Raw genomic sequence first — 22,428 nt, 5'->3', positions numbered from 1 at the left:
TCGCCGATGGGCCGGTCGGGCACCCTGTATGGGTGGTCCGACCGGCCCATTCGCGTGAAATCCACCCGTACGGAGCTGTTCCGGGCCGCCAATGTCCCAATCATGGCGTTCACGACGAGTGCGTGGAGGTACGCCGGTGAGTACGCAGCAGGACACAGGTCCAGACGGAGACGGGCTGTTCCGGACCAAGACGGTCGAACAGTCGATCCGCGACACCGAAGAGCCGGAGCACGAGCTCAAGAAGTCCCTCTCCGCGCTGGACCTGACGGTCTTCGGGGTCGGGGTCATCATCGGCACCGGCATCTTCGTACTCACGGGCAAGGTGGCCAAGGAGACGGCGGGTCCCGCGACCGCCCTCGCGTTCGTGGCCGCGGGCATCGTCTGTGGCCTCGCCGCGCTCTGCTACGCCGAGTTCGCCTCCACCGTCCCGGTGGCAGGATCGGCGTACACCTTTTCGTACGCCTCGCTCGGTGAGCTGGTCGCCTGGACCATCGGCTGGGACCTGGTCCTGGAATTCGCCCTCGGCACCGCGGTGGTGGCGGTCGGCTGGTCGGGCTATGTCCGCTCGCTGATGGACAACGTCGGCTGGCACATGCCCGATGCGCTCTCCGGGCCCGATGTGGCGGAAGGATTCGCCTTCGATCTCCTGGCCTTCGTGCTGGTGCTGATTCTCACGGTCATCCTGGTGCTCGGCATGAAGCTGTCCGCCCGGGTCACGGCCGTCGTGGTCGCCATCAAACTGACCGTGGTCCTGATCGTGATCGTCGCGGGCTCCTTCTTCATCAAGGCCGACAACTACTCGCCCTTCATCCCCAAGGCCCAGCCACAGCCCGCCGGTGCGGGTCTGGACGCCCCTCTGGTCCAGCTGCTCTTCGGTTACGAGCCCACCAACTTCGGCGTCATGGGCATCTTCACCGCCGCCTCCGTCGTCTTCTTCGCCTTCATCGGGTTCGACGTGGTGGCCACCGCCGCCGAGGAGACCAAGCTCCCGCAGAGGGACATGCCACGGGGGATCCTCGGTTCGCTCCTGATCTGCACCGTGCTCTATGTCGCCGTGTCGCTGGTGGTCACCGGCATGCAGCACTACACCGAAATGTCGGTGAGCGCCCCGCTCGCCGACGCCTTCAAGTCCGTCGGGCACCCCTTCTACGCCGGTGTCATCAGCTTCGGCGCCGCGGTCGGACTCACCACGGTGTGCATGATTCTGCTGCTCGGGCAGACCCGGGTGTTCTTCGCGATGAGCCGGGACGGGCTGCTGCCGCGGTTCTTCTCCGTCACACACCCGCGGTACGGCACTCCCTACCGGCCGACCATCCTGCTCGGCGTGATCATCGCGATCATCGCGGGCTTCACCAGCATCAACGAGCTTGCGACACTGGTGAACATCGGCACGCTCTTCGCGTTCGTCGTCGTCGCCCTCGGCGTGATCGTCCTGCGCCGAACCCGGCCCGAACTGCACCGAGCCTTCCGCACCCCGTGGGTGCCGGTGGTTCCGATCCTCTCGGTGGCCGCCTCGGTCTGGCTGATGCTCAATCTGCCGGCCGAGACCTGGCTGCGGTTCGCCATCTGGATGGCGCTCGGCTTCCTGGTGTACTTCGTGTACGGGCGCAGCCACAGCCGCCTCGGCCGGCAGGGTACCGACGCCAAGTACTAGACCCTGTTCTGCCCGGCCCCGTATCTTCCGCTTCGGCGGGACTGCGGGGCCGGAAACGTGCCTCTCCGGGTGACCCCGGACCCCGAAAGGCAGGCATGCTCGTCGAGCCGCCGTCATCGCTACGGTACGTATCCCCAACTGCATTGCCCCGGCAGCGAGGCCGTGCCCCGTCCGCCGTCCCCCCGCCCGGCTACTGGCGGCGGCTGCTCCCGGCGCTGGCCCTGCTCGCCCTCGTCACCCGCATCCCTTCCTTCGGACGCCGGCTGTGGAACCCGGACGAGGGCTATCTCGCCGTCCAGGCACGAATGTTGGCCGATGGGGGTGCTCTGTACGACACGGTGGTCGACCGTAAACCGCCGCTGCTGCCCCTGCTGTACCAGGCGTCGTTCGCGGTGTTCGGCGACGAATCCCTGCGCCCTGTCAAGATCTTGGCGGTCATCGCCCAACTGCTCACCGCCGTCCTGCTCGCGGCCATCGCCCGCCGCCGCTGGGGCGACCGGGCCGGACGCACCGCCGGGGTCCTCTATCTGCTGGTCTCCATCGGCCTCAACCCGCAGGACGCGCAGGCGGCCACCTTCGAGGTCTTCATGCTGCCTTTCACGGCGGCCGCCATCTGGTGCGCGGACCGGGGCCGCTGGACCGCGGCGGGCCTCGCGGTGGCGGGCGCCCTCCTCACCAAACAGACCGGCGGAGCAGTCCTGGTCCCCGTCCTGTGGCTGCTCTGGCAGACGTCACCGACCCGAACAGCCCTGCTGCGTACGGGAGTCGGCCTCGGGCTCCCAGTGCTCTGCGCCGCCGGTCTTACCACTCCGTACGGCTTTGTGTTCTGGACGATGACAGGCTCGGGTGCGTACGCCTCCTTCACCGGCTCCGAACTTCACGTCCTGTTCCGGGCCTTGGCCAACACCGCGCTGCTCGGCGCCGCCTGCGCCGGGCTGATCCCGCCGATCGTGCGGGTGCTTCGCGTCGCCAGGACCGGCGCCACCGACCTGTGGCTATGGCTGGCGGTGTCGGCGGGAGCCGTGCTGCTCGGATTCCACTTCTTCGGCCACTACTACCTCCAACTGATCCCGCCGCTGGCGCTGTTGGCGACCGGAGCGCTGCAGATCCTGCCGCGCGACCGGCTCGCGTCGGCGCTGCTCACCTCGGCATGCGGATGCGCCCTGTTCCTCGCCTGGGGGTTGCTGGCGCCGCGCCCGGAGCTGGCCCATGCCGAGCGGCTCGCCGCGGCCGTACAGGCCCGTACAAGCCCATCGGAGCCGGTTCTGGTGTGGGGGATACACCCCGAGACGTACTGGCTCGCCGACCGGGCACCCGCCAGCCGGTATCTGACCGCAGGACTGCTCACGAACTACAGCGGCGGCCGCAACGGTCCCCAGGTGGGTGAGAAGTACGCGGTGGCGGGCGCGTGGCCGGTCTTCGCCGACGAGATGCGGACCCGCAGACCGGCCCTGATCGTCGATGACTCCCGCGGCAAACCGTTTGCTCCCGAGCGGGTCCCCACCTTGCGCAGGCTGCTGTCCTGGCACTACCAGCCGCTGCCCGGCGAGGTCGACGGCGCGGTGCTCTACGTACGCTCGCCGCGGGGCTGAACCGTCCGCGGTCCCATGGTCTCGCAGCCGTACGCCTCGACCCGCTCTCGGAGCTCCCGGTCGGCCGTGACCACGACGCAGGGTTGGCCCGCCGGACGCCCGGCCACCAGCTCCACGATTCTGTCGTCCCCGCTGCCGGGCGCGGACTCGACCCGCACCTGGGGCAGGCTTTTGATCCCGCGGGCGGCCCCCTCCACGACGAGCACCAACTCGACGGGACCAGGATGGCCGGGGGTCCCGGCCGCCGCGACATCGACCAGCCGGTCCCGCAGCCGCTCGGCTGCACCGCAGCGGTCGCGCCACCAGCCGTCCGGCACTGAACCGACCACATTTGCCGCGTCGACGATCACAAGCGTTCGCATCAGAAATCCCTAGAAATTCGCTGACCCGTTGGGTGTTATTGTCGCAGCACTTCATGGAGCGTTGTATTCGGCCGCTCAGTGCGGTTCTCGTCAGGAAAGGTGGCCGGTGAGCCATGGCGTTGGGGGCTGCGCGAAGATCGAAGCAGCAGGCGGGCCGGACTCGCGAGGTTCCCACCGCACAGCGGGGCCACGCACCGGTCAGCACTGCGGAGGACGGCAGTCCGACGGCGAGCGGCTGGCTGCTGCGTGGCAAGGACGGCCGGCTCACGGCGTACGCACCCACCGCAGGCGGTGTGCTCCGGTGGACCGAGACCCGGCCTGCCGGGCACGAGTGGTCGGGCCCCGAGCTGGTGGGCCTGGCCGACGGCCTGCTGCCGTACCTCTCCTTCGCCCAGGGAGCCGACGGCTTTGTGCACCTGTTCGGCCTGCGGCAGACCCCGGCGGGCGGTGACGAGGTCCGGACGGACGTCGTCCATGCGATCCAGTACCAGTCGGGCCGTCCGGTGAAGGACTGGCAGCCGCTGGGCACGCCGTATCCGAACGACTGGAAGCTTGCCCTGCAGATAGGCCGTCCGGCGTCGGTCGTGGACGGCGCCGGCAACGTTCATGTCTTCGTACGCAACGTCGGCGGCGGGGTGTGCGGTCGCAGCCAGATCTCCTCCGGAGCCTGGCGGCCGTGGGCCGATCTCAAGGGCAGCGGAGCCCACGGCAGGCTCGCTGTCGCCGCGACCGGCAGCGGCCGGGCGGAGATCCTGGCGCCCGCGCGCGCGGGCATCATGCGCTGGCTGCAGGACGGCGACAAGCCCCTGTTCACCAGGGACGAGGACATCGCCGCGCAGGTCCGGGACGGCTCCGTATCGGGTGTGGCGACCGGCGAGGACCGGCTCACCTTCTTCTGGCGCGACGAGAAGTCCGCCGAGGTGCACGCCTGGCGTCAGGACAGCGTGCCCGAGGCGCTGGGCGGCGGGACGGGCGCAGGACCGGTGGCTCTGCTGCGGGCCGCCGTGGACGGCCATGACTGCACGCTCATGGCGCAGCGCGATGCCGACGGACGCCCCGCGCTCGCCGCGTATCCGACCGAGGACGAGCCCGCCGGTGCGGTCTGGACCGGCACCGGAGAAGCGTGCGTGGGCGCCCCGGCACTGGCCGTCGACGCCGATGGCCGCGTCGTGCTCGCCGCGTTCGCCCCGGACGGCGGCCTCCGGATCACCCGGCAGAAGACGACGGAGCCCGGTCTGGCGATGGAGGCCTGGACCCGGATCTGACGGCCGGCGCGCCGCCGCCTCCACGACGCAAGCTGCCCCAGCACCGAAACGGTGCCGGGGCAGCTGCTTGCTCGCTTGCTCTTGTGGTTGCTCGTGACAGGCGTTACGCCGGGACGCTCGCCATGCCCTGCGCCAGGAACGGCTTGCCGTTCACGCGCTCGGAGACACCCTCGCGGTCCAGGTACGGCGTGATGCCGCCCAGGTGGAAGGGCCAGCCGGCGCCCGTGATCAGGCAGAGGTCGATGTCCTGGGCCTCGGCCACAACACCCTCGTCCAGCATCAGACCGATCTCCTGCGCCACCGCGTTCAGCACGCGCTCGCGGGTCTGCTCCTCGGTCAGGACGACATCGCCCTGCTTGAGGAGAGCGGCGACCTCCGGGTCCAGCTCCGGCTTGGTGCCGCCGGCATAGACGTAGAAGCCGCGCTTGCCGGCCTTGACGACTGCGGCAAGGTTCTCGGAGACCTTGAAACGGTCCGGGAAGGCCCGGTTGAGGGTCTCGGAGACATGCAGGCCGATCGCGGGACCGACCAGCTCCAGCAGGACCAGCGGCGACATCGGCAGACCCAGCGGCTCGACGGCCTTCTCGGCCACCTCGACCGGGGTGCCCTCGTCGATGACGTTCTGGATCTCGCCCATGAAGCGGGTCAGGATGCGGTTGACGACGAACGCCGGGGCGTCCTTGCACAGCACCGCGGTCTTCTTCAGCTTCTTGGCGACGCCGAAGGCGGTGGCCAACGAGGCGTCGTCCGTCCTGTCGCCGCGGACGATCTCCAGCAGCGGGAGGATCGCGACCGGGTTGAAGAAATGGAAGCCGACCACGCGCTCCGGGTGCTGGAGCTTGGACGCCATCTCGGTGACCGACAGCGAGGAGGTGTTGGTGGCGAGGATCGCGTGCGCCGGGGCGACCGCCTCGACCTCCGCGAACACCTGCTGCTTGACGCCGATCTCCTCGAAGACGGCCTCGATGATGAAGTCGGCGTCGGAGAAGCCCTCGGCCTTGTCCAGCACACCGCTGACCAGGCCCTTGAGGCGGTTGGCCTTGTCCTGGTTGATGCGGCCCTTGCCGAGCAGCTTCTCGATCTCGGCGTGGACGTAGCCCACACCCTTGTCGACGCGCTCCTGGTCGATGTCGGTCAACACGACCGGCACCTCGAGGCGGCGCAGGAAGAGCAGCGCCAGCTGCGAGGCCATCAGGCCCGCGCCGACGACGCCGACCTTGGTGGCCGGGCGGGCCAGTGACTTGTCCGGCGCTCCGGCCGGGCGCTTGCCGCGCTTCTGGACCAGGTTGAAGGCGTAGATGCCGGAGCGCAGCTCGCCACCCATGATCAGGTCTGCCAGCGCCGTGTCCTCGGCGTCGAAGCCGGCCTGGAGGTCACCGTTCCTGGCCGCCTCGATGATGTCCAGCGCGCGGTAGGCGGCCGGGGCCGCGCCGTGCACCTTGGAGTCGGCGATGAAGCGGCCGCGTGCGACGGCCTGGTCCCAGGCCGCGCCGCGGTCGATCTCCGCGCGCTCGATGGCGATCTCGCCCTTGAGAACGGACGCGGTCCAGATGAGCGACTGCTCCAGGAAGTCCGCACCCTCGAAGATCGCGTCGGCGATCCCGAGTTCGAAGACCTGGGCTCCCTTGAGCTGCTTGTTCTGGTTGAGCGAGTTCTCGATGATCACCGAGACCGCGCGGTCCGCACCGATCAGGTTCGGCAGCAGCGCGCAGCCGCCCCAGCCCGGGACGAGACCGAGGAAGACCTCGGGCAGCGAGAAGGCGGGGATCGCCTTGGAGACGGTGCGGTACGAGCAGTGCAGCCCGACCTCGACACCGCCGCCCATCGCCGCGCCGTTGTAGTACGCGAACGTCGGGACCGCGAGCCCGGACAGCCGCTTGAAGACGTCGTGGCCGCCCTTGCCGATGGCCAGCGCTTCCTCGTGGCGCTTCAGCAGCTCCACGCCCTTGAGGTCGGCGCCGACCGCGAAAATGAACGGCTTGCCGGTGATGCCGACGCCGACGATCGCGCCCTCGGCCGCCTCCTTCTCGACCTGGTCGATGGCGGCGTTCAGGTTCGCCAGCGACTGGGGGCCGAAGGTGGTCGGCTTGGTGTGGTCCAGACCGTTGTCCAGCGTGACGAGGGCGAAGGTGCCCGCGCCGGCCGGGAGGTCGAGGTGGCGTACGTGCGCCTGCGTGACGACCTCGTCCGGGAACAGCTCGGCCGCGCCCTTCAGGAGTTCAGCGGTGGTGCTCATGCCACTCCCTCGCTTCGCTCGGTCGAGCGCCCCCAGCCTTCGGCCGGGAGGTGCCCCCGGCACGTGCTGCACCTTCCCATTGCTCGCTCGCTGCGCTCGCTCACTTGCTGCCTCCGTCGAAGTGCGGGTTCTCCCAGATGACCGTCGCGCCCATGCCGAAGCCGACGCACATGGTGGTCAGGCCGTAGCGGACGTCAGGCTGCTCCTCGAACTGGCGGGCCAGCTGCGTCATCAGGCGGACACCGGAGGAGGCCAGCGGGTGGCCGTACGCGATGGCGCCGCCGTACTGGTTGACGCGCACATCGTCGTCCGCGATGCCGTAGTGCTCGAGGAAGGCCAGCACCTGGACGGCGAAGGCCTCGTTGATCTCGAACAGGCCGATGTCGTCGATCGACAGACCCGCCTTGGCGAGGGCCTTCTCGGTCGACGGGATCGGACCGTAGCCCATGACCTCGGGCTCGACGCCTGCGTACGCGAACGAGACGAGCCGCATCCTGACCGGCAGGCCCAGCTCGCGCGCGACGTCCTCGGAGGCGAGGAGGGAGGCGGTGGCGCCGTCGTTGAGACCGGCGGCGTTACCGGCGGTGACCCGGCCGTGCGCGCGGAAGGGGGTCTTCAGGCCCGCGAGCGACTGCAGGGTTGTGCCCGGACGCATCGGCTCGTCGGCCGTGGCCAGGCCCCAACCGGTCTCGCCCGCTTCTGCGTTGGTGCGGCGTACGGAGACCGGCACCAGGTCCTGCTGGATCTTGCCGTTGGCGTACGCCTTCGCGGCCTTCTCCTGCGAGCGCACGGCGTACTCGTCGGCGCGCTGCTTGGTGATGGTCGGGTACCGGTCGTGCAGGTTCTCGGCGGTCATACCCATGAAGAGGGCGGACTCGTCGACGAGCTTCTCGCTCACGAAACGCGGGTTCGGGTCGACGCCCTCGCCCATGGGATGACGGCCCATGTGCTCGACACCGCCGGCGATAACGACGTCGTACGCGCCGAAGGCGATGGAGCCGGCGGTCGTCGTCACGGCAGTCATCGCGCCCGCACACATGCGGTCGATGGAGTAGCCGGGTACGGACTGCGGCAGACCCGCGAGGATGCCGGCGGTGCGGCCGAGGGTGAGGCCCTGGTCGCCGATCTGTGTGGTCGCGGCGATCGCGACCTCGTCGATCCTGGCGGGGTCGAGGTCCGGGTTGCGGCGCAGCAGCTCCCGGATCGCCTTCACGACGAGATCATCGGCCCGGGTCTCGTGGTAAATGCCCTTCGGGCCCGCCTTGCCGAACGGGGTGCGGACGCCGTCGACGAAGACGACGTCCCTGACGGTACGAGGCACGATGGCTCTCCTCCAGGGTGCGGGATGGCACTGCTGCGGGCACGCGCCTAAGCGCGCGCTTCCTTCCCTCATGCTACTTGCGGGTAACCACCCTGCCCACCCCCTGCGGCGGGAGCGGTGAACGTCACACAGCGGGCCTGGTCCGTAGCGGGGCTTCGCCCCCGGACCCACCCCCGCGCCTCGAACTTCCCCGGACTTCGTCCGGGGGACCCCCAGGGGCTGAAAAATTCAGCCCGTCCGGCGATTGAGGACTGGGAGTCCCCCCACGCGGCGGAGCCGCGAACTGAACACAGTCGAAAAGGGGCGGGCAGGGGAACAGGCCCGCCGCGGGCGTCAGGCCGTCGCAGTCAGCGCGCTCGTCAGCAGCGGCGCCACCTGCTCGATCTGCCAGGGGCGTGCTCCGTGCCCGGCCAGCGCCTCGGCCACCGCGGCCACCGTGGGCTCGGCCGGCGGCTCCCAGCAGACCCGGCGGACCGTGTCCGGGGTGATCAGGTTCTCCTGCGGCAGATTGAGCTCCTCCGCGAGCGCCGAGACCGCCGCACGCGCCGCGGAGAGCCGGGCCGCGGCCTCCGGGTCCTTGTCCGCCCATGAACGCGGCGGCGGCGGGCCGTTCAGCGCCTGGCCCGGCTGCGGGAGCTCGGCGTCGGGCAGTGCCTTGGCCCGGTCGACGGCCGCCTGCCACTGCTCCAGCTGCCGCCGTCCCATCCGGTGGCCGAACCCGGGCAGTGCGGTCAGCGCCTGCACATTCGCCGGCACGGCGAGCGCCGCCTCGATGATCGCCGAGTCGCTCAGCACCTTGCCCGGCGACACATCGCGCCGCTGCGCCACCTTGTCGCGGGCCGTCCACAGCTCCCGTACGACCGCCATCTGACGGCGGCGGCGCACCTTGTGCATCCCGGACGTGCGACGCCAGGGGTCCTTGCGCGGGGGAGCGGGCGGAGCCGACGCGATCGACTCGAACTCCTGCAAGGCCCACTCCAGCTTGCCCTGGCGGTCCAGCTCCTTCTCCAGCGCGTCGCGCAGATCGACCAGCAGCTCCACATCGAGCGCGGCATAGCGCAGCCACGGCTCGGGCAGCGGACGGGTCGACCAGTCCACCGCCGAGTGGCCCTTCTCCAGCGCGTAGCCGAGGACGGACTCGACCATCGCGCCAAGGCCGACCCGCGGGAAGCCCGCGAGCCGCCCGGCGAGCTCCGTGTCGAAGAGCCGGGTCGGGATCATGCCTATTTCGCGCAGGCAGGGGAGATCCTGGGTGGCCGCGTGCAGAATCCACGCCGTACCGGCCAGGACCTCGCCGAGCTCGGAGAGGTCGGGGCAGCCGACCGGATCGATCAGCGCGCTGCCCGCGCCTTCGCGGCGCAGCTGTACGAGATAGGCCCGCTGCCCGTAGCGGTAGCCGGACGCGCGCTCGGCGTCCACGGCGACAGGGCCGGATCCCCTGGCGAACGCGGCGATCACTTCGGCGAGTGCCGCCTCGTCGGCGACCACGGGCGGAATGCCTTCACGGGGCTCCAGCAAGGGAATCGGCGCCGGTTCGACGTCGTCCGGGGGAGCGCCCCCGGTGGTTCGCAGTGCGGTCTCTGCTGCGGTCTCTTGGGCGTCGGTCACGTGTCAAGGGTATCCGTCAACTGAGAGCGCCCGTCGACGGAACGTTCCGTCGACGGGCGCGAAGGATATGTACAGCGGTCAGTGGATGATGCCGGTCCGCAGGGCGACGGCCACCATTCCGGCCCGGTCGCCCGTGCCCAGCTTGCGCGCGATACGGGCGAGGTGGCTCTTGACGGTCAGCGCGGACAGGCCCATCGAGACGCCGATCGCCTTGTTCGACTGGCCTTCCGCGACCAGGCGGAGCACCTCGACCTCACGGCCGGAGAGCTCGCGGTAGCCGCCCGGGTGGCTCGGGGCGCCCGGGGGGCGGCGGTGCATCCGGCCGGCCACGGCGCCGATGGGGGCGGCGCCGGGTCGGGTCGGGTGCCCGATGTTGTTACGTGTGCCGGTGACGACGTAGCCCTTGACGCCGCCCGCGAGGGCGTTGCGCACGGCGCCGATGTCGTCGGCGGCGGAGAGGGCGAGGCCATTGGGCCAGCCCGCGGCTCGGGTCTCGGACAGGAGGGTCAGCCCGGAACCATCGGGCAGGTGGACGTCGGCAACGCAGATGTCGCGCGGGTTGCCGACGCGGGGACGGGCCTCCGCGATGGACGACGCCTCGATGACGTCACGCACTCCGAGGGCCCACAGGTGGCGGGTGACGGTGGAGCGGACGCGCGGGTCGGCCACGACGACCATGGCCGTCGGCTTGTTCGGGCGGTAGGCGACCAGGCTTGCGGGCTGCTCGAGAAGAACGGACACCAGGCCTCCTGGGAAGGTGCGGGACGGAGCCGGCTCGGGGGGAAGAAGCCGGGGTGGGCCGTGCAGTTAGGGTCACAGACCTCTTCGGCACCGAACCCGTCCGCCTTTAGAGAATGATCACGATTTGGTTAGTAACAATTGGGGCAATTCGGACGGGTGATCGATCATCCTAAGAACGAACCGTCCGCTTGCGCCTCCGGGCGCGGGCCCCGATTCGTCCCACGCTCACTCGCCCGCCCCGGGTTCCCTGGCGCGTGCGCGCGTCAGTCCCTCGGTGGCAGACCGAGCACGTCCGCGCTCGGTCTGCCGGGCCGGGGCCCCTGGCGTGTCGGCGCGTCGGTCTCTCGGCTGCGACTTCGGGCATGATCCGCCGTCAGCCGCCCGGCGCGTCCCGCGCTTTTCCCGGCCGCGGTCCCGGCGCGTTCCTTCGTGCACGTCCCGGGCGTCAGCCTTCGTGCACGTCCCGCGCCGGGTTTCCCCGCTGCGGCTCCGAGCACCTGCCGGGCTCAGTCTCCCGTGCGCCGCCCCCGCGCGGCGTCAGGGCTGCTGCGGGCCGCGCCGCTGTGGGAGCGAGACCACGCCCGTCGCCGCGTCCACCGGACCGGCCGGCGACGGCGGCAGCCCGGCGACCTGGCAGAGCAGATCGCACCAGGCCGCGAGGTGTGCCGCCGAGTCCGGAACCCCGTCCAGACCCTCGCGCGGTGTCCACGACGCCCGGATCTCGATCTGCGTCGCCGGGTGCCGCCCGGAGAGTCCACCGAAATAGTGAGAGCCCGCGCGGGTGACGGTCCCGCTCGCCTCCCCGTACGAGAGCCCGCGCGCCTCCAGCGCGCCCGTCAGCCACGACCAGCAGACCTCGGGAAGGAGCGGATCGGCCGCCATCTCCGGCTCCAGCTCGGCGCGTACCAGCGTCACGAGCCGGAAGGTGCCCTGCCAGGCGTCATGACCGGCCGGATCGTGCAGCAGCACCAGGCGGCCGTCCGCCAGGTCGTCGTCGCCGTCGACGACCGCCGCCTCCAGCGCGTAGGCATGCGGCGCGAGCCGCTGCGGCGGGCGCGTCGGGTCCAATTCGATCTCGGGGCGCAGCCGCGCGGCCCGCAGCGCGTCGACCGCCAGCCGGAACGCGCGCGGGACAGCATTCCCCTCCGCGCTGTCCGCATCGTCAGCGCTTTTGGAATGATCGGAAAAATGTCCCTGAGCCGCAGCCATGCGGGGAAGAGTAGGCGGAACGGGGGCTTCGCGCAGGGAGGGACACCCGGCCCGGAGCGGCCACTTCAGGTGTACGTGCGAAGATTCTGGGCGTGAGTGCCAATGACCTTCCCTTCGCTCGAGGCTCGGCCCGAGCCGGGGATACCCCATCCTCGGGCCGGCCGACGAAAACACACGCTGTCGAAGAATCAGCCTTTCTGAAGGCGTGCAGGCGTGAGCCGGTGCCGCACACGCCGGTCTGGTTCATGCGTCAGGCGGGGCGCTCGCTGCCCGAGTACCTCAAGGTCCGCGAGGGCATCGGCATGCTCGAGTCGTGCATGCGGCCGGAACTCGTCGCCGAGATCACGCTGCAGCCGGTACGCCGCCACAAGGTCGACGCGGCGATCTACTTCAGCGACATCGTCGTGCCGCTCAAGGCCATCGGCCTCGACCTCGACATCAAGCCGGGCGTCGGCCCGGTCGTCGCCGAGCCGATCCGCACCCGCGCCGATCTGGCACGGCTGCGCGACCTCACGCCCGAGGACGTCTGGTACGTCACCGAGGCGATCGGGCTGCTCACCGGCGAGCTCGGGGCCACCCCGCTCATCGGATTCGCCGGCGCGCCCTTCACCCTCGCGAGCTACCTCGTCGAGGGCGGCCCCTCGCGCAACCACGAGCACACCAAGGCCCTGATGTACGGCGACCCGCAGCTGTGGGCCGACCTGCTCGACCGGCTCGCGGAGATCACCTCGGCCTTCCTCAAGGTGCAGATCGAGGCCGGCGCCTCAGCGGTGCAGCTCTTCGACTCGTGGGTGGGCGCGCTCGCCCCCGCCGACTACCGGCGCTCCGTGATGCCGGCCTCCGCCAAGGTCCTCGACGCGGTGGCCTCGTACGAGCTGCCGCGCATCCACTTCGGCGTCGGCACCGGCGAACTCCTCGGCCTGATGGGCGAGGCGGGCGCGGACGTCGTCGGCGTCGACTGGCGGGTGCCGCTGGACGAGGCCGCACGCCGCGTCGGCCCGGGCAAGGCGCTCCAGGGCAACCTCGACCCGGCCGTCCTGTTCTCCACGCGGGAGGCGGTCGAGGCCAAGACCCGCGAGGTGCTGGACGCCGCCGCGGGCCTGGAGGGCCATGTGTTCAACCTGGGCCACGGCGTGCTTCCGACGACCGACCCGGACACCCTGACCCGTCTCGTGGAGTATGTGCACACGCGGACCGCGCTCTGAGGGGGAGAACCCTTGCTTGTGCAGGACCCGACGCTGCCGCGTGTGCGGGCGGCGCCGACGCCCACCACGACGCCCCCTCGCGTAGGCCGGATATCCGCACTGGACGGCCTGCGGCTGCTGGCCGCGCTGATGGTGGTGGCCTACCACTACATGGCGCTCTACGGAGGGTGGACGAACCGCGGGGAAGCGATCTTCCCTGCCGCGTTCCCCTTCACCGCCTACGGCTGGCTGGGCGTGGAGTTCTTCTTCCTGATGAGCGGCTTCGTCATCTGTATGAGCTGTTGGGGCAGGTCGCTGGGGGACTTCTTCGTCTCCCGGGTGAGCCGGCTGTACCCCGCGTACTGGTTCGCCGTCCTGGCCACCACCGCCGTACTGCTGCTCGTACCGGGTGGCCAGGATTCGCTGCCCGTGGCGGACGTGCTGACCAACCTCACCATGCTTCAGGAGCCGCTCGGCGTCGGCAAGGTCGACGGGGTGTACTGGACGCTCTTCGCCGAGCTGCGCTTCTATCTCCTGTTCGCGCTCATTGCGTGGCGGGGCCTGACCTACCGACGCGTGCTGGCCTTCTGCTGCGTCTGGGCCGCGGCGGGCATGCTCTTCGCCAAGTCCGGCGATTCGGCGCTCCAGTTGCTGATCATGCCGAACTACTGCTGGTACTTCATCGCCGGAATGGCCTTCTTCCTGATGTACCGCTTCCGGCCCAACCTGATGCTCACCGGCGTTGTGCTGGTGTGCTTCGGAGCGGCTTTGCCCTCCGCGCACGACACCTGGAGCCGAAGCCTCGGCTACTTCAAGCAGAGCATCCCCTTCTGGCCGGTCGTCGCCGTCCTTGCCGTCTGCTTCGGGGCGATGGCCCTGGTCGCGACCGGGAAGCTGGGCTGGATGAAGTGGCGCTGGCTCCCGTACGCCGGGGCGCTCACCTACCCGCTCTACCTGCTGCACCAGTACATCGGCTGGGAGCTCATCGGAGCGCTCGGAGACCGGCTGCCGCCGTACACCGTGCTCGCGCTGGTGACCGGCGGCATGCTGGTGGCCTCCTGGCTGGTGCACAGGCTGATCGAACGACCGGTGGGCCGCCTGCTGCGCCCCCGGCTCTCCGGCGCGCTGTCCGAGGCGGCCGCGCGCGGCGAGAGGCGGCGGGGCCCCGCCGGGCGCTGATCGGGAAGCGGGTGCGGCGCCGGCGGATGCCTCGTAGGGCCTCTACAGGGAACCCGCCTCGCGGACTGCTGTCGTCGCCTTTCGCGCCGCCACCAGCACCGGGTCCCAGACCGGGGAGAACGGCGGGGCGTAGCCAAGATCCAGGGCCGTCATCTGCTCCACCGTCATCCCCGCGGTCAGGGCGACGGCCGCGATGTCGACGCGCTTGGCCGCGCCTTCGCGGCCGACGATCTGGACGCCGAGGAGCCGGCCCGTACGGCGTTCCGCGAGCATCTTCACCGTCATCAGCGAGGAGTCGGGGTAGTACCCGGCGCTGTTCGTCGACTCGATCGTGCTCGTGACGTACTGCAGGCCGACCGCGCGGGCGTCCTTCTCCCGCAGACCGGTTCGGGCGATCTCCAGATCGCACACCTTGCTGACCGCCGTGCCGACGACGCCGGGGAAGGTCGCGTACCCGCCGCCGGCGTTCGCGCCGATGACCTGGCCGTGCTTGTTGGCGTGCGTGCCCAGCGCGATATGGCGCTCGCGGCCCGAGACGAGGTCGAGAACCTCCACACAGTCGCCGCCGGCCCAGATGTTCTCGTAGCCGCGCACCCGCATCGCGAGATCGGTGAGCAGCCCGCCGTACGCACCGAGCGGCAGACCCGCGGTGCGGGCGAGGGTGGTCTCCGGCTCGACGCCGATGCCGAGGACCACCACGTCCGCCGGGTACTCCGCGTTCTCGGTGGCGACGGCGCGGACCCGGCCGTCTCCGCCCGTGAGGATCTTGGTGACCCCGGCGCCGTTCACCGTCGTGATGCCGATCGAGTCCATCGCCTCGTGGACCAGGCGGCCCATGTCGGGGTCGAGAGTGGCCATCGGCCGCTCGCCGCGGTTGAGGACCGTCACCTCGTAGCCGCGCTTCAGCATCGCCTCCGCCATCTCGACACCGATGTAGCCGGCGCCCATGACGACCGCGCGCCGCCCGCTGGTGCGCGCGAGGGTGTCCAGCAGGGCCTGGCCGTCGTCGAGGGTCTGCACGCCGTGCACGCCCGGCGTGTCGATGCCCGGCAGCGGCGGCCGGACCGGGCGTGCGCCGGTCGCTATCACCAGCTTGTCGAAGCCCGTCCACGACTTGGCGCCGGTCTGAAGATCACGGGAGCGCACCCGCCCGCCCGGGGCGTCGATCTCCGTCACCTCCGTACGCATCCGCAGCTCGATGCCGCGCTCGCGGTGCTCGGCCGGCGTGCGGGCGATCAGGTCGTCGCGCTCGGGCACATCACCGCCGACCCAGTACGGAATCCCGCACGCCGAGAACGAGCTGAAGTGGCCGCGCTCGAACGCGACGATCTCCAGCTCGTCCGGGCCCTTGAGCCTGCGTGCCTGCGATGCGGCGGACATGCCCGCCGCATCGCCCCCGATGACTACCAGCCGCTCCACTGCCATGGGGAACACGCTACGGCGCGAGGGCCGTTCAGTCCTGACCCGGGGCGGGGGCGGGGGCGGGGCCGGCCGCGGGCTCGGGCGCGGACACCGCGGGCTCAGCCACGGGCCGCTTGGCGAGCCGCGGCCGCAGCACCCAGCGCCACAGCGCGTACAGCACAACAAGAACCGCGGCGAACGGGGCCACCGCGCCCGCCACCACCGCGATCCACCGGCCCGTCGCAACGAGCGCGTCCCAGCCGCCGCCGAGCGCGTCCAGGAAGCCCGGGTCGTCGTCCTCCTTCTTCTGCCCCTTGTCCTCCTTCTCGGAGAGGACCAAGGTGATGGTCGCCAGCGTCGTACGGTCCTTGAGCGCGGCCTGCTGCGCGAGCAGCGACTCCAACTGGGCCTGACGGCTGCTCAGTTGACCCTCCAGCGTGACCACGTCGCTGAGTTTTTCGGCCCGGTCCATCAGCGCCCGTACGCGTGCGACGCTCGCCCGCTGCGTTGCGATGCGGCTCTCCACGTCGACGACCTGGTCGGTGACGTCCTTGGCGTCGGCCTTGCGGGAGAGCAGCTTTCCGGCGCCCGCCAGCTCGGCCAGGACCGCGTCGTACTTCTCCTGCGGGACGCGCAACACGACGCGCGAGGTCACATGGGTGTCGTCGATCCGCTCGGTGCTCTCGTTGGAGACATGCCCGCCGGCGCTCGCAGCGCTCCCGCGGGCCGAGGCGAGGGCCTTCGGGGCGTCCTTGACCTCCACGGCGAGCTCCGCGGTGCGGATGATGTGGGTCGGCGCCAGGGCGATAGGACCTTTCGGCTTCGTCTGCTCTGCGCCGGACGACTGCCGGTCGGAGCCGTAGCCCGCGCCGGCCCCGCCGTCCTGCAACGCGGGTTTCGCGGCGCTCTGCGCCTTGTCGTCTGCGCCGGATTCGGAAGCGACTCCACTGCATCCGGCAAGCGCGAGTGAAGCGGTGAGAAACAGTGCCGCGACCGTACGACGTGCACGCATATCGGCCCCCCCAGGGACTGGTAGTGAGTGTTGCTGGTTCGACGGACGGGGCCGCGGTGCGGGTTGCCCTTCTCCGGTTCCGAAGCGGTCACGGTCAGGACTCGGTAAGGGATTTGAGAGAGTGGGGGACATGGACACACGTACGGGTCATGTCGTCGTCATCGGAGGTGGCATCGCCGGTCTCGCCGCCGCGCACCGGCTGCTCGGCTCCGGCGTGCGCGTCACGCTCCTGGAGGCCACCAGGCGGCTCGGCGGCAAGCTCCGGGCGGGCGAGATCGAGGGCGCCCCCGTCGATTTCGGCGCCGAGTCGATGCTCGCCCGCCGCCCCGAGGCGGTCGAACTGGCCCGCGCCGTCGGCCTCGCCGACCGGCTCCAGCCGCCCGCCACCGCCTCCGCGTCCCTGTGGACGCGCGATGCGCTGCGCCCGATGCCCAAGGGCCATGTGATGGGCGTGCCGGGCGACCCGGCGGCGCTCGCGGGACTGCTGTCGGCGCAGGGCATCGCCCGTATCGAACAAGAGCGGGACCTCGCGCCCGCAGAGCTCGGCGACGATGTCGCGGTCGGAGCGTACGTCGCCGAGCGCCTCGGCCGCGAGGTCGTGGACCGGCTGGTGGAGCCGCTGCTCGGCGGGGTGTACGCGGGCGACGCGTACCGCATCTCGATGCGCGCTGCCGTCCCCCAGCTCTTCGAGGCGGCGAAGACCCATGACTCGCTGCTGGCAGCCGTACGCGACATCCAGGCCACGGCCGCCGGGCAGCAGGCCGCCGGGCCGGTCTTCATGGGCATCGAGGGCGGTGTGGGTCAGCTGCCGCGCGCCGTCGCCGACGCCGTACGCGACCGGGGCGGCGAGATCCTCATGGAGACGCCCGTCCTCGGGCTGACCCGTAGTGCCGAAGGCTGGCAGATCCGCACCGACCAGCGCGTCATCGCCGCCGACGGCGTGGTGCTCGCGACCCCCGCCTGGTCCGCGTCCGCGCTGCTCGCTGCCGAGTCCCCGGCCGCCGCCGCGGAGCTCGGCCGGGTCGAGTACGCCTCGATGGCGCTGGTCACCATGGCCTTCCGGCGTACGGACGTGGCCGGCATGCCGGAAGGCAGTGGCTTCCTGGTGCCGCCCGTGGACGGCCGCACCATCAAGGCGTCCACCTTCTCCACCCGCAAGTGGGGCTGGGTCGACAAGGGTTCCTCCGACCTCTTCCTGCTGCGTACCTCGATCGGTCGCTACGGCGAGGAGGAACACCTGCACCGCGAGGACACCGAGCTCGTCGACGTATCCCTGCGCGACCTCGGCGCGGCCACCGGACTCGCGGCCAGGCCCGTCGCCACCGAGGTGACCCGCTGGATCGGCGGACTGCCGCAGTACCCCGTCGGGCATCTCGCGCGGGTCGCCCGGATCCGCGACGAGGTCGCCAAACTGGCCGGCCTGAGGGTCTGCGGGGCGGCGTACGACGGCGTCGGCATCCCCGCCTGTATCGCCGGCGCCCAGCGCGCCGCCGACGAGATCCTCGCCACGCCCACCCTGGCGCGGGGCACTGATCGTGGCGCGGCAGAATAGCCCTATGAGTGCGCCCGAAAAGATTCCGAACGCAGGCAAGAAGGCCAAGGACCTCAACGAGGTCATCCGGTACACGCTGTGGTCCGTCTTCAAGCTGCGCGATGTGCTCCCCAGTGACGCGGACCGTTCCGGCTACGCCGACGAGGTCCAGGAGCTGTTCGACCAGCTCGCCGCCAAGGATGTCACCGTGCGCGGCACGTACGACGTGTCCGGGCTCCGCGCGGACGCCGACGTCATGATCTGGTGGCACGCCGAGACCGCGGACGAGCTGCAGGAGGCGTACAACCTCTTCCGCCGCACCAGGCTCGGCCGCGCGCTGGAGCCGGTCTGGTCGAACATGGCGCTGCACCGCCCGGCCGAGTTCAACAAGTCGCACATCCCTGCCTTCCTGGCCGACGAGACGCCGCGCAACTATGTCTCGGTCTACCCCTTCGTGCGCTCCTACGACTGGTACCTGCTGCCCGACGAGGACCGCCGCCGGATGCTCGCCGACCACGGCAAGATGGCCCGCGGCTACCCGGACGTGCGTGCCAACACGGTGGCGTCGTTCTCGCTCGGCGACTACGAGTGGCTGCTCGCCTTCGAGGCCGACGAGCTGTACCGCATCGTCGACCTGATGCGTCATCTGCGCGCCTCCGAGGCGCGTATGTACGTCCGCGAAGAGGTCCCGTTCTACACGGGCCGCCGCAAGTCGGTCGCGGAGCTGGTGGCGGGGCTCGCGTAACGAGGGCTCGCGTAACTCGTGAAAAGGGGGCGGCTCCGCACCTTCGTACTCGACGGGCGGGCAGCCCGTCGACCGTCGCGATCCTGACGGCTCCGGCCCGGCTCCGGCCCTTCTTGCCCGTGCCCTTCAGGGCGTTGACGGCGCCGAGGCCCATCTCGTCGTTCTCGGCGCAGATTCCGTCGATGCCGGGATTCGACTGGATGAGCTGCTCGGTGATCTGCCGGCCCTTCTCGCGGGCGAACTCACCCGTCTGCTCGAACACCACTGCAGATCGGGGGCCTTGACCTTGATCCGGTCCTTGAAGCCCTTGGCGCGCTCGGTGGTGACATTGTTTCCGGCGGCGCCGAGCAGAATGGCGACCTCTCCCTTGCCGCCGGTCGCCTCGATCATCTGATCCGCGGCGCAGGGCCCCAGCCGTCGGAGTTGAGCGGGGCTGTCACCAGCAGGTCGGCGCCCTTGGCGAACAGATCCTGGACATCGCTGATACAAGGCGTTGGCCTCCTTCTCGGACTGCGAGAAGCCGACCGTGGCGCTCTTCAGATCGAGCGTCTCGCCGCCGAACTGGTCGACGGTGCAGGTCTTCTGGTCCCCGGGGGACGGCGTGGCGACGACCTGTCCCGAGTCGCCGCCCTTCCCGGTGTCCTGGTTCTTGGTGCCGTCGTCCCCCAGGCGCTCAGCCGGCGGCGCCCAGTGCTCCGGCTCGCGTGGGAGATGGGCTCGTGCCGTCACTCGTCGTTCCGGAGCACGCACTTCTTACATCGTTGGAAGGGCGCAGTAGACCCTCCGTTTCATGGCTTCTCGCGGCGCCTCTCATGGCTGGTTGGTCAAGCCGCGTATCGCGGGTGCCATGACTCCGTTATGGCTCGGCAAGCGTTGCGCAAAGTGCTGACCGGGCTCTGGACACCGACGATCAACTGAGGGATACATGCCAAATACAGTATTCGTAGACTGTATACAGTCCGTCACCTCCGGTGTGGGACCAGCCGGGGCGTACGTCAACTGACCGTGAGGAGGGCGGACTTCGTCATGCCCGAACGCGCCGTTCAGGGGGGCGCCGACCGGGTTTGCGCCGAGCTTGAGAGGACGACATGAGTACTGAGGCGCAACGGTATGCGGCGACGGCCGCCTACCGAGAAGTGACTGACAGTAAGGGCCGTATCTATCGCGTGGGCGAGAGCGACCGGGAGATTCTTGGGCACTCGCGGCGCCTCATGGTGTGGCTGCCGTGGGTCGCGATGATGGCCATCAGCGTTTTCGAGTACGCATATGGGTCGGCCGAGGACACCCTCTCGGCGGCCCACGGTTGGACCCAGAGCAACACCTTCTGGATCCTCAGCGTCTGGACCTTCTTCCAGGCGGGCGTGTCCTTTCCGACGGGCTGGATGCGGGAGAAGGGAATCCTCAGCGCCCGCGGGGCGATGCTCGTCGGCTCCGGGCTCGCGTTGGTGGGCTTCCTTTCCATATCCCACTTCGACAACGTGTGGATGGCGATCACCGGATTCGGTCTCTTCGGAGGCGTAGGCTCCGGCTTGGTCTACTCCACCTGTATCAACATGGTGGGAAAGTGGTATCCGGAGAAGCGGGGCGGCAAAACCGGATTCGTCAACGGCGGATTCGCCTACGGCTCCGTTCCTTTCATCTTCATCTTCAACTTCGCCTTCGACACCAGCAATTACCAGACGGTGCTCGATCTGATCGGGCTCTACGCCCTGGTCGCGATCGGCGTCTGCGGCTGGTTCTTCAAGGACCCACCCAAGAACTGGTGGCCGGAGAGCGTCGACCCGCTGGAGGCGCAGAAGGCCAACGCCAAGTCCGCACGGAGCCTGGCCAAGAACCCGCCGGCGTCGAAGCAGTACACCCCGATGGAAGCCATCAAGACCGGTCAACTCCCGCTGATTTGGCTTCTGTTGGTGCTCACCGCAGGCGTCTCGATCTTCGGCATCTCCTTCCAGGTCCCGTTCGCCAAGGACGTCGGATTCGGCCCGCTCGTCGCGGCCCAGTCGGCCGGCATCCTGGCGATCGTCAACGGGGTCGGCCGTGGCGTCGTCGGGTGGCTCTCCGACATCTGGGGCCGCAAGATCTCCCTGATCTTCGTGATCCTGGTCCTCGGCTTCTCGCAGTTCGGCGTGCTGTGGGCGGGAAACAACGGCAACGAGGGGATGTTCCTGCTGTTCGCGTTCTTCTCGGGATTCGGTGGCGGCGCCTTCTACCCGATGTTCGCCTCCCTGACGCCGGACTACTTTGGTGAGAACAACAACGCCACCAATTACGGCATCGCCTACAGCGGCAAGGTCATCAGCGGCCTGTTCGGCGGCGGTCTCGGGTCCATGGCGGTTGGGGCCTGGGGATACAGCGGCGCCTACATCCTCGCCGGCGGCATCTCGCTCGTGGCCGCCGCTCTCGCACTTCTCCTGCGCAACCCGGGCCAGCCACGGGGCGAGCGCAAGGGGCTCCGTACACCGCTGAAGACGAGCCCCCAGCAGACCTGATCCACCACACCCAGGCGAACCACCGCGGACTCACCGTCGCCCCACGGTGATCTCCCGCTCCATCAGGAGATGTCCGCGGTGAGTTCACGACCGCTCCGGCTCCGGCCGGAGCGGTCCCGGCCCCCCGCAAGCGGCTGATCACCGACTCGACCGCGAGCCGCGCGATCGACCGCTTGTCGGGGGAGTCCGTGGTGAGCGTGACGGCCCCGTACCGCCCCTCGGCGATGTCGTCGAACCCAACGACCGCCACGCCCCACGGCACCCGCAGGCACCGCTCGTGCAGCACCCGCATCGCACCGATCGCGACGGGTCGTTGTACGCGAAAACCGCGTCGGGCCCGCGACCCCGGTGGCCGTCAATTCCTCGCGCCGGCCCCGGAGTCGGAGATGCGCGGGCCGGTTGGCGGTGTGCGTACGGGCGCCTAGGAAGGCGATCCGGGCGCGGCGAGGCCGAGCAGAAGACGCACCGCCGTCCGTGAAGAGCGTCCAGCCATGCTGGTCACGGGCGTGGCACATGAGCCGGTGCCCGTGGATCAGTCGTCGGACCGACAGCACGCCGTCCGCCTGGGAGGCGTAGTCGACCGCTCACCCCAGGACGTGAGGTCCGGCCCGGGTTGTGCTCGCTTCTCTGCGATCAGCTGAGCGAGCAGCCCGGCAAGGCGGGCCCGCCGGCCTGGGCCGTGGCCGGCTCGGCGTCGATCATCTGGGCGCACGCTGTGGCCGTGTCCTCGACGGCCTCGTCGCGGCGTCCGAACAGTGGCGTGCTGGGCGACGAGTTCGGCCTGACCCGCCGCGCGAACCGTCTCGTACAGCTGCAGCCCACGCAGCGTCGAGACCGTCGGCGGCAGCCAGCAGGAACTCGTGGACGCGCTGACGCCCGTACTCCCCAAGGGGGTCGAG

General features: G+C 70.1%; 16 protein-coding genes and 2 pseudogenes. 8 read left to right on the top strand and 10 right to left on the bottom strand.

The genetic code is table 11. The features are described from left to right. Positions 1–136: 136 nt before the first annotated feature. Positions 137–1,654 carry an amino acid permease gene (locus ACWDO5_RS02295; protein WP_450527650.1) on the top strand — a complete coding sequence of 506 codons (1,518 nt, stop codon included), beginning with the start codon at positions 137–139 and terminating at the stop codon, positions 1,652–1,654. 95 nt (positions 1,655–1,749) lie between these two features. Further along, complete coding sequence (locus ACWDO5_RS02290) at positions 1,750–3,246, top strand: ArnT family glycosyltransferase (RefSeq protein ID WP_450527648.1); 1,497 nt, start codon at positions 1,750–1,752, stop codon at positions 3,244–3,246. On the opposite strand, the gene ACWDO5_RS02285 is transcribed toward ACWDO5_RS02290, so the two are convergent. Next, positions 3,222–3,608, bottom strand: a complete 387-nt coding sequence (locus ACWDO5_RS02285; protein WP_450527647.1) for an NTP pyrophosphohydrolase — start codon at positions 3,606–3,608, stop codon at positions 3,222–3,224. The genes ACWDO5_RS02290 and ACWDO5_RS02285 overlap by 25 nt on opposite strands. Before the next feature lie 113 nt (positions 3,609–3,721). Between ACWDO5_RS02285 and ACWDO5_RS02280 the strand changes: the two genes are divergently transcribed. Beyond that, positions 3,722–4,873, top strand: a complete 1,152-nt coding sequence (locus tag ACWDO5_RS02280) for a hypothetical protein (RefSeq protein ID WP_450527645.1) — start codon at positions 3,722–3,724, stop codon at positions 4,871–4,873. A 103-nt stretch (positions 4,874–4,976) separates the two neighbouring features. Here ACWDO5_RS02280 and ACWDO5_RS02275 read toward each other — a convergent pair whose 3' ends face one another. The 5 genes from ACWDO5_RS02275 to ACWDO5_RS02255 all read right to left on the bottom strand — a co-directional run bounded on the left by ACWDO5_RS02275 (position 4,977) and on the right by ACWDO5_RS02255 (position 11,988). Next, entirely contained in the window at positions 4,977–7,109 is a 2,133-nt protein-coding gene (locus tag ACWDO5_RS02275) for a 3-hydroxyacyl-CoA dehydrogenase NAD-binding domain-containing protein (RefSeq protein WP_450527643.1), read from the bottom strand. 100 nt (positions 7,110–7,209) lie between these two features. Continuing rightward, complete coding sequence (locus ACWDO5_RS02270; RefSeq protein ID WP_450527641.1) at positions 7,210–8,430, bottom strand: thiolase family protein; 1,221 nt, start codon at positions 8,428–8,430, stop codon at positions 7,210–7,212. 333 nt (positions 8,431–8,763) lie between these two features. Then, positions 8,764–10,038: an HRDC domain-containing protein gene (locus tag ACWDO5_RS02265; RefSeq protein ID WP_450527639.1), complete on the bottom strand. Its 1,275-nt coding sequence runs from the start codon at positions 10,036–10,038 to the stop codon at positions 8,764–8,766. Between the two features lie 78 nt (positions 10,039–10,116). Then, positions 10,117–10,779 (bottom strand): LuxR C-terminal-related transcriptional regulator, encoded by a 663-nt coding sequence (locus ACWDO5_RS02260; RefSeq protein ID WP_450527637.1) that lies wholly within the window; start codon positions 10,777–10,779, stop codon positions 10,117–10,119. Positions 10,780–11,316: 537 nt separating this feature from the next. After that, on the bottom strand, positions 11,317–11,988 hold the full coding sequence (locus ACWDO5_RS02255) for a DUF3000 domain-containing protein (RefSeq protein ID WP_450527635.1): 672 nt from the start codon (positions 11,986–11,988) through the stop codon (positions 11,317–11,319). Between the two features lie 197 nt (positions 11,989–12,185). Here ACWDO5_RS02255 and hemE point away from each other — a divergent pair, with 197 nt between their 5' ends. Then, the gene (gene hemE / locus ACWDO5_RS02250) at positions 12,186–13,193 is read left to right on the top strand and encodes a uroporphyrinogen decarboxylase (RefSeq protein ID WP_450527789.1); all 1,008 of its coding nucleotides are present in this window, start codon (positions 12,186–12,188) and stop codon (positions 13,191–13,193) included. Positions 13,194–13,211: 18 nt separating this feature from the next. Further along, the gene (locus ACWDO5_RS02245; protein ID WP_450527787.1) at positions 13,212–14,351 is read left to right on the top strand and encodes an acyltransferase family protein; all 1,140 of its coding nucleotides are present in this window, start codon (positions 13,212–13,214) and stop codon (positions 14,349–14,351) included. Between the two features lie 42 nt (positions 14,352–14,393). On the opposite strand, the gene ACWDO5_RS02240 is transcribed toward ACWDO5_RS02245, so the two are convergent. Both ACWDO5_RS02240 and ACWDO5_RS02235 read right to left on the bottom strand, forming a co-directional pair. Beyond that, positions 14,394–15,776 carry an FAD-dependent oxidoreductase gene (locus ACWDO5_RS02240; RefSeq protein WP_450527633.1) on the bottom strand — a complete coding sequence of 461 codons (1,383 nt, stop codon included), beginning with the start codon at positions 15,774–15,776 and terminating at the stop codon, positions 14,394–14,396. A gap of 28 nt (positions 15,777–15,804) precedes the next feature. Next, positions 15,805–16,764 (bottom strand): DUF4349 domain-containing protein, encoded by a 960-nt coding sequence (locus tag ACWDO5_RS02235; protein ID WP_450527632.1) that lies wholly within the window; start codon positions 16,762–16,764, stop codon positions 15,805–15,807. Between the two features lie 130 nt (positions 16,765–16,894). Here ACWDO5_RS02235 and hemG point away from each other — a divergent pair, with 130 nt between their 5' ends. Further along, positions 16,895–18,316, top strand: coding sequence for a protoporphyrinogen oxidase (gene hemG / locus ACWDO5_RS02230; protein ID WP_450527631.1), 1,422 nt, complete (start codon positions 16,895–16,897; stop codon positions 18,314–18,316). A 4-nt stretch (positions 18,317–18,320) separates the two neighbouring features. Then, the gene (gene hemQ, locus ACWDO5_RS02225) at positions 18,321–19,040 is read left to right on the top strand and encodes a hydrogen peroxide-dependent heme synthase (RefSeq protein ID WP_450527629.1); all 720 of its coding nucleotides are present in this window, start codon (positions 18,321–18,323) and stop codon (positions 19,038–19,040) included. 64 nt (positions 19,041–19,104) lie between these two features. Here the strand turns inward: hemQ and ACWDO5_RS02220 are convergent. Further along, positions 19,105–19,703, bottom strand: a pseudogene (locus ACWDO5_RS02220) (sugar ABC transporter substrate-binding protein); the annotation flags it as partial. Positions 19,704–20,128: 425 nt separating this feature from the next. On the opposite strand from ACWDO5_RS02220, the gene ACWDO5_RS02215 reads away from it, so the two are divergent. Continuing rightward, on the top strand, positions 20,129–21,529 hold the full coding sequence (locus tag ACWDO5_RS02215) for an OFA family MFS transporter (protein ID WP_450527627.1): 1,401 nt from the start codon (positions 20,129–20,131) through the stop codon (positions 21,527–21,529). Positions 21,530–21,559: 30 nt separating this feature from the next. Here the strand turns inward: ACWDO5_RS02215 and ACWDO5_RS02210 are convergent. Continuing rightward, positions 21,560–22,010 (bottom strand): annotated as a pseudogene (locus ACWDO5_RS02210) (substrate-binding domain-containing protein); the annotation flags it as partial. Positions 22,011–22,428: the final 418 nt, after the last annotated feature.

It is taken from the genome of Streptomyces sp. NPDC000880, assembly GCF_053599675.1.
Note: the sequence above shows the minus strand (reverse complement) of the source record. Positions and strands in the feature narration are given on the sequence as shown.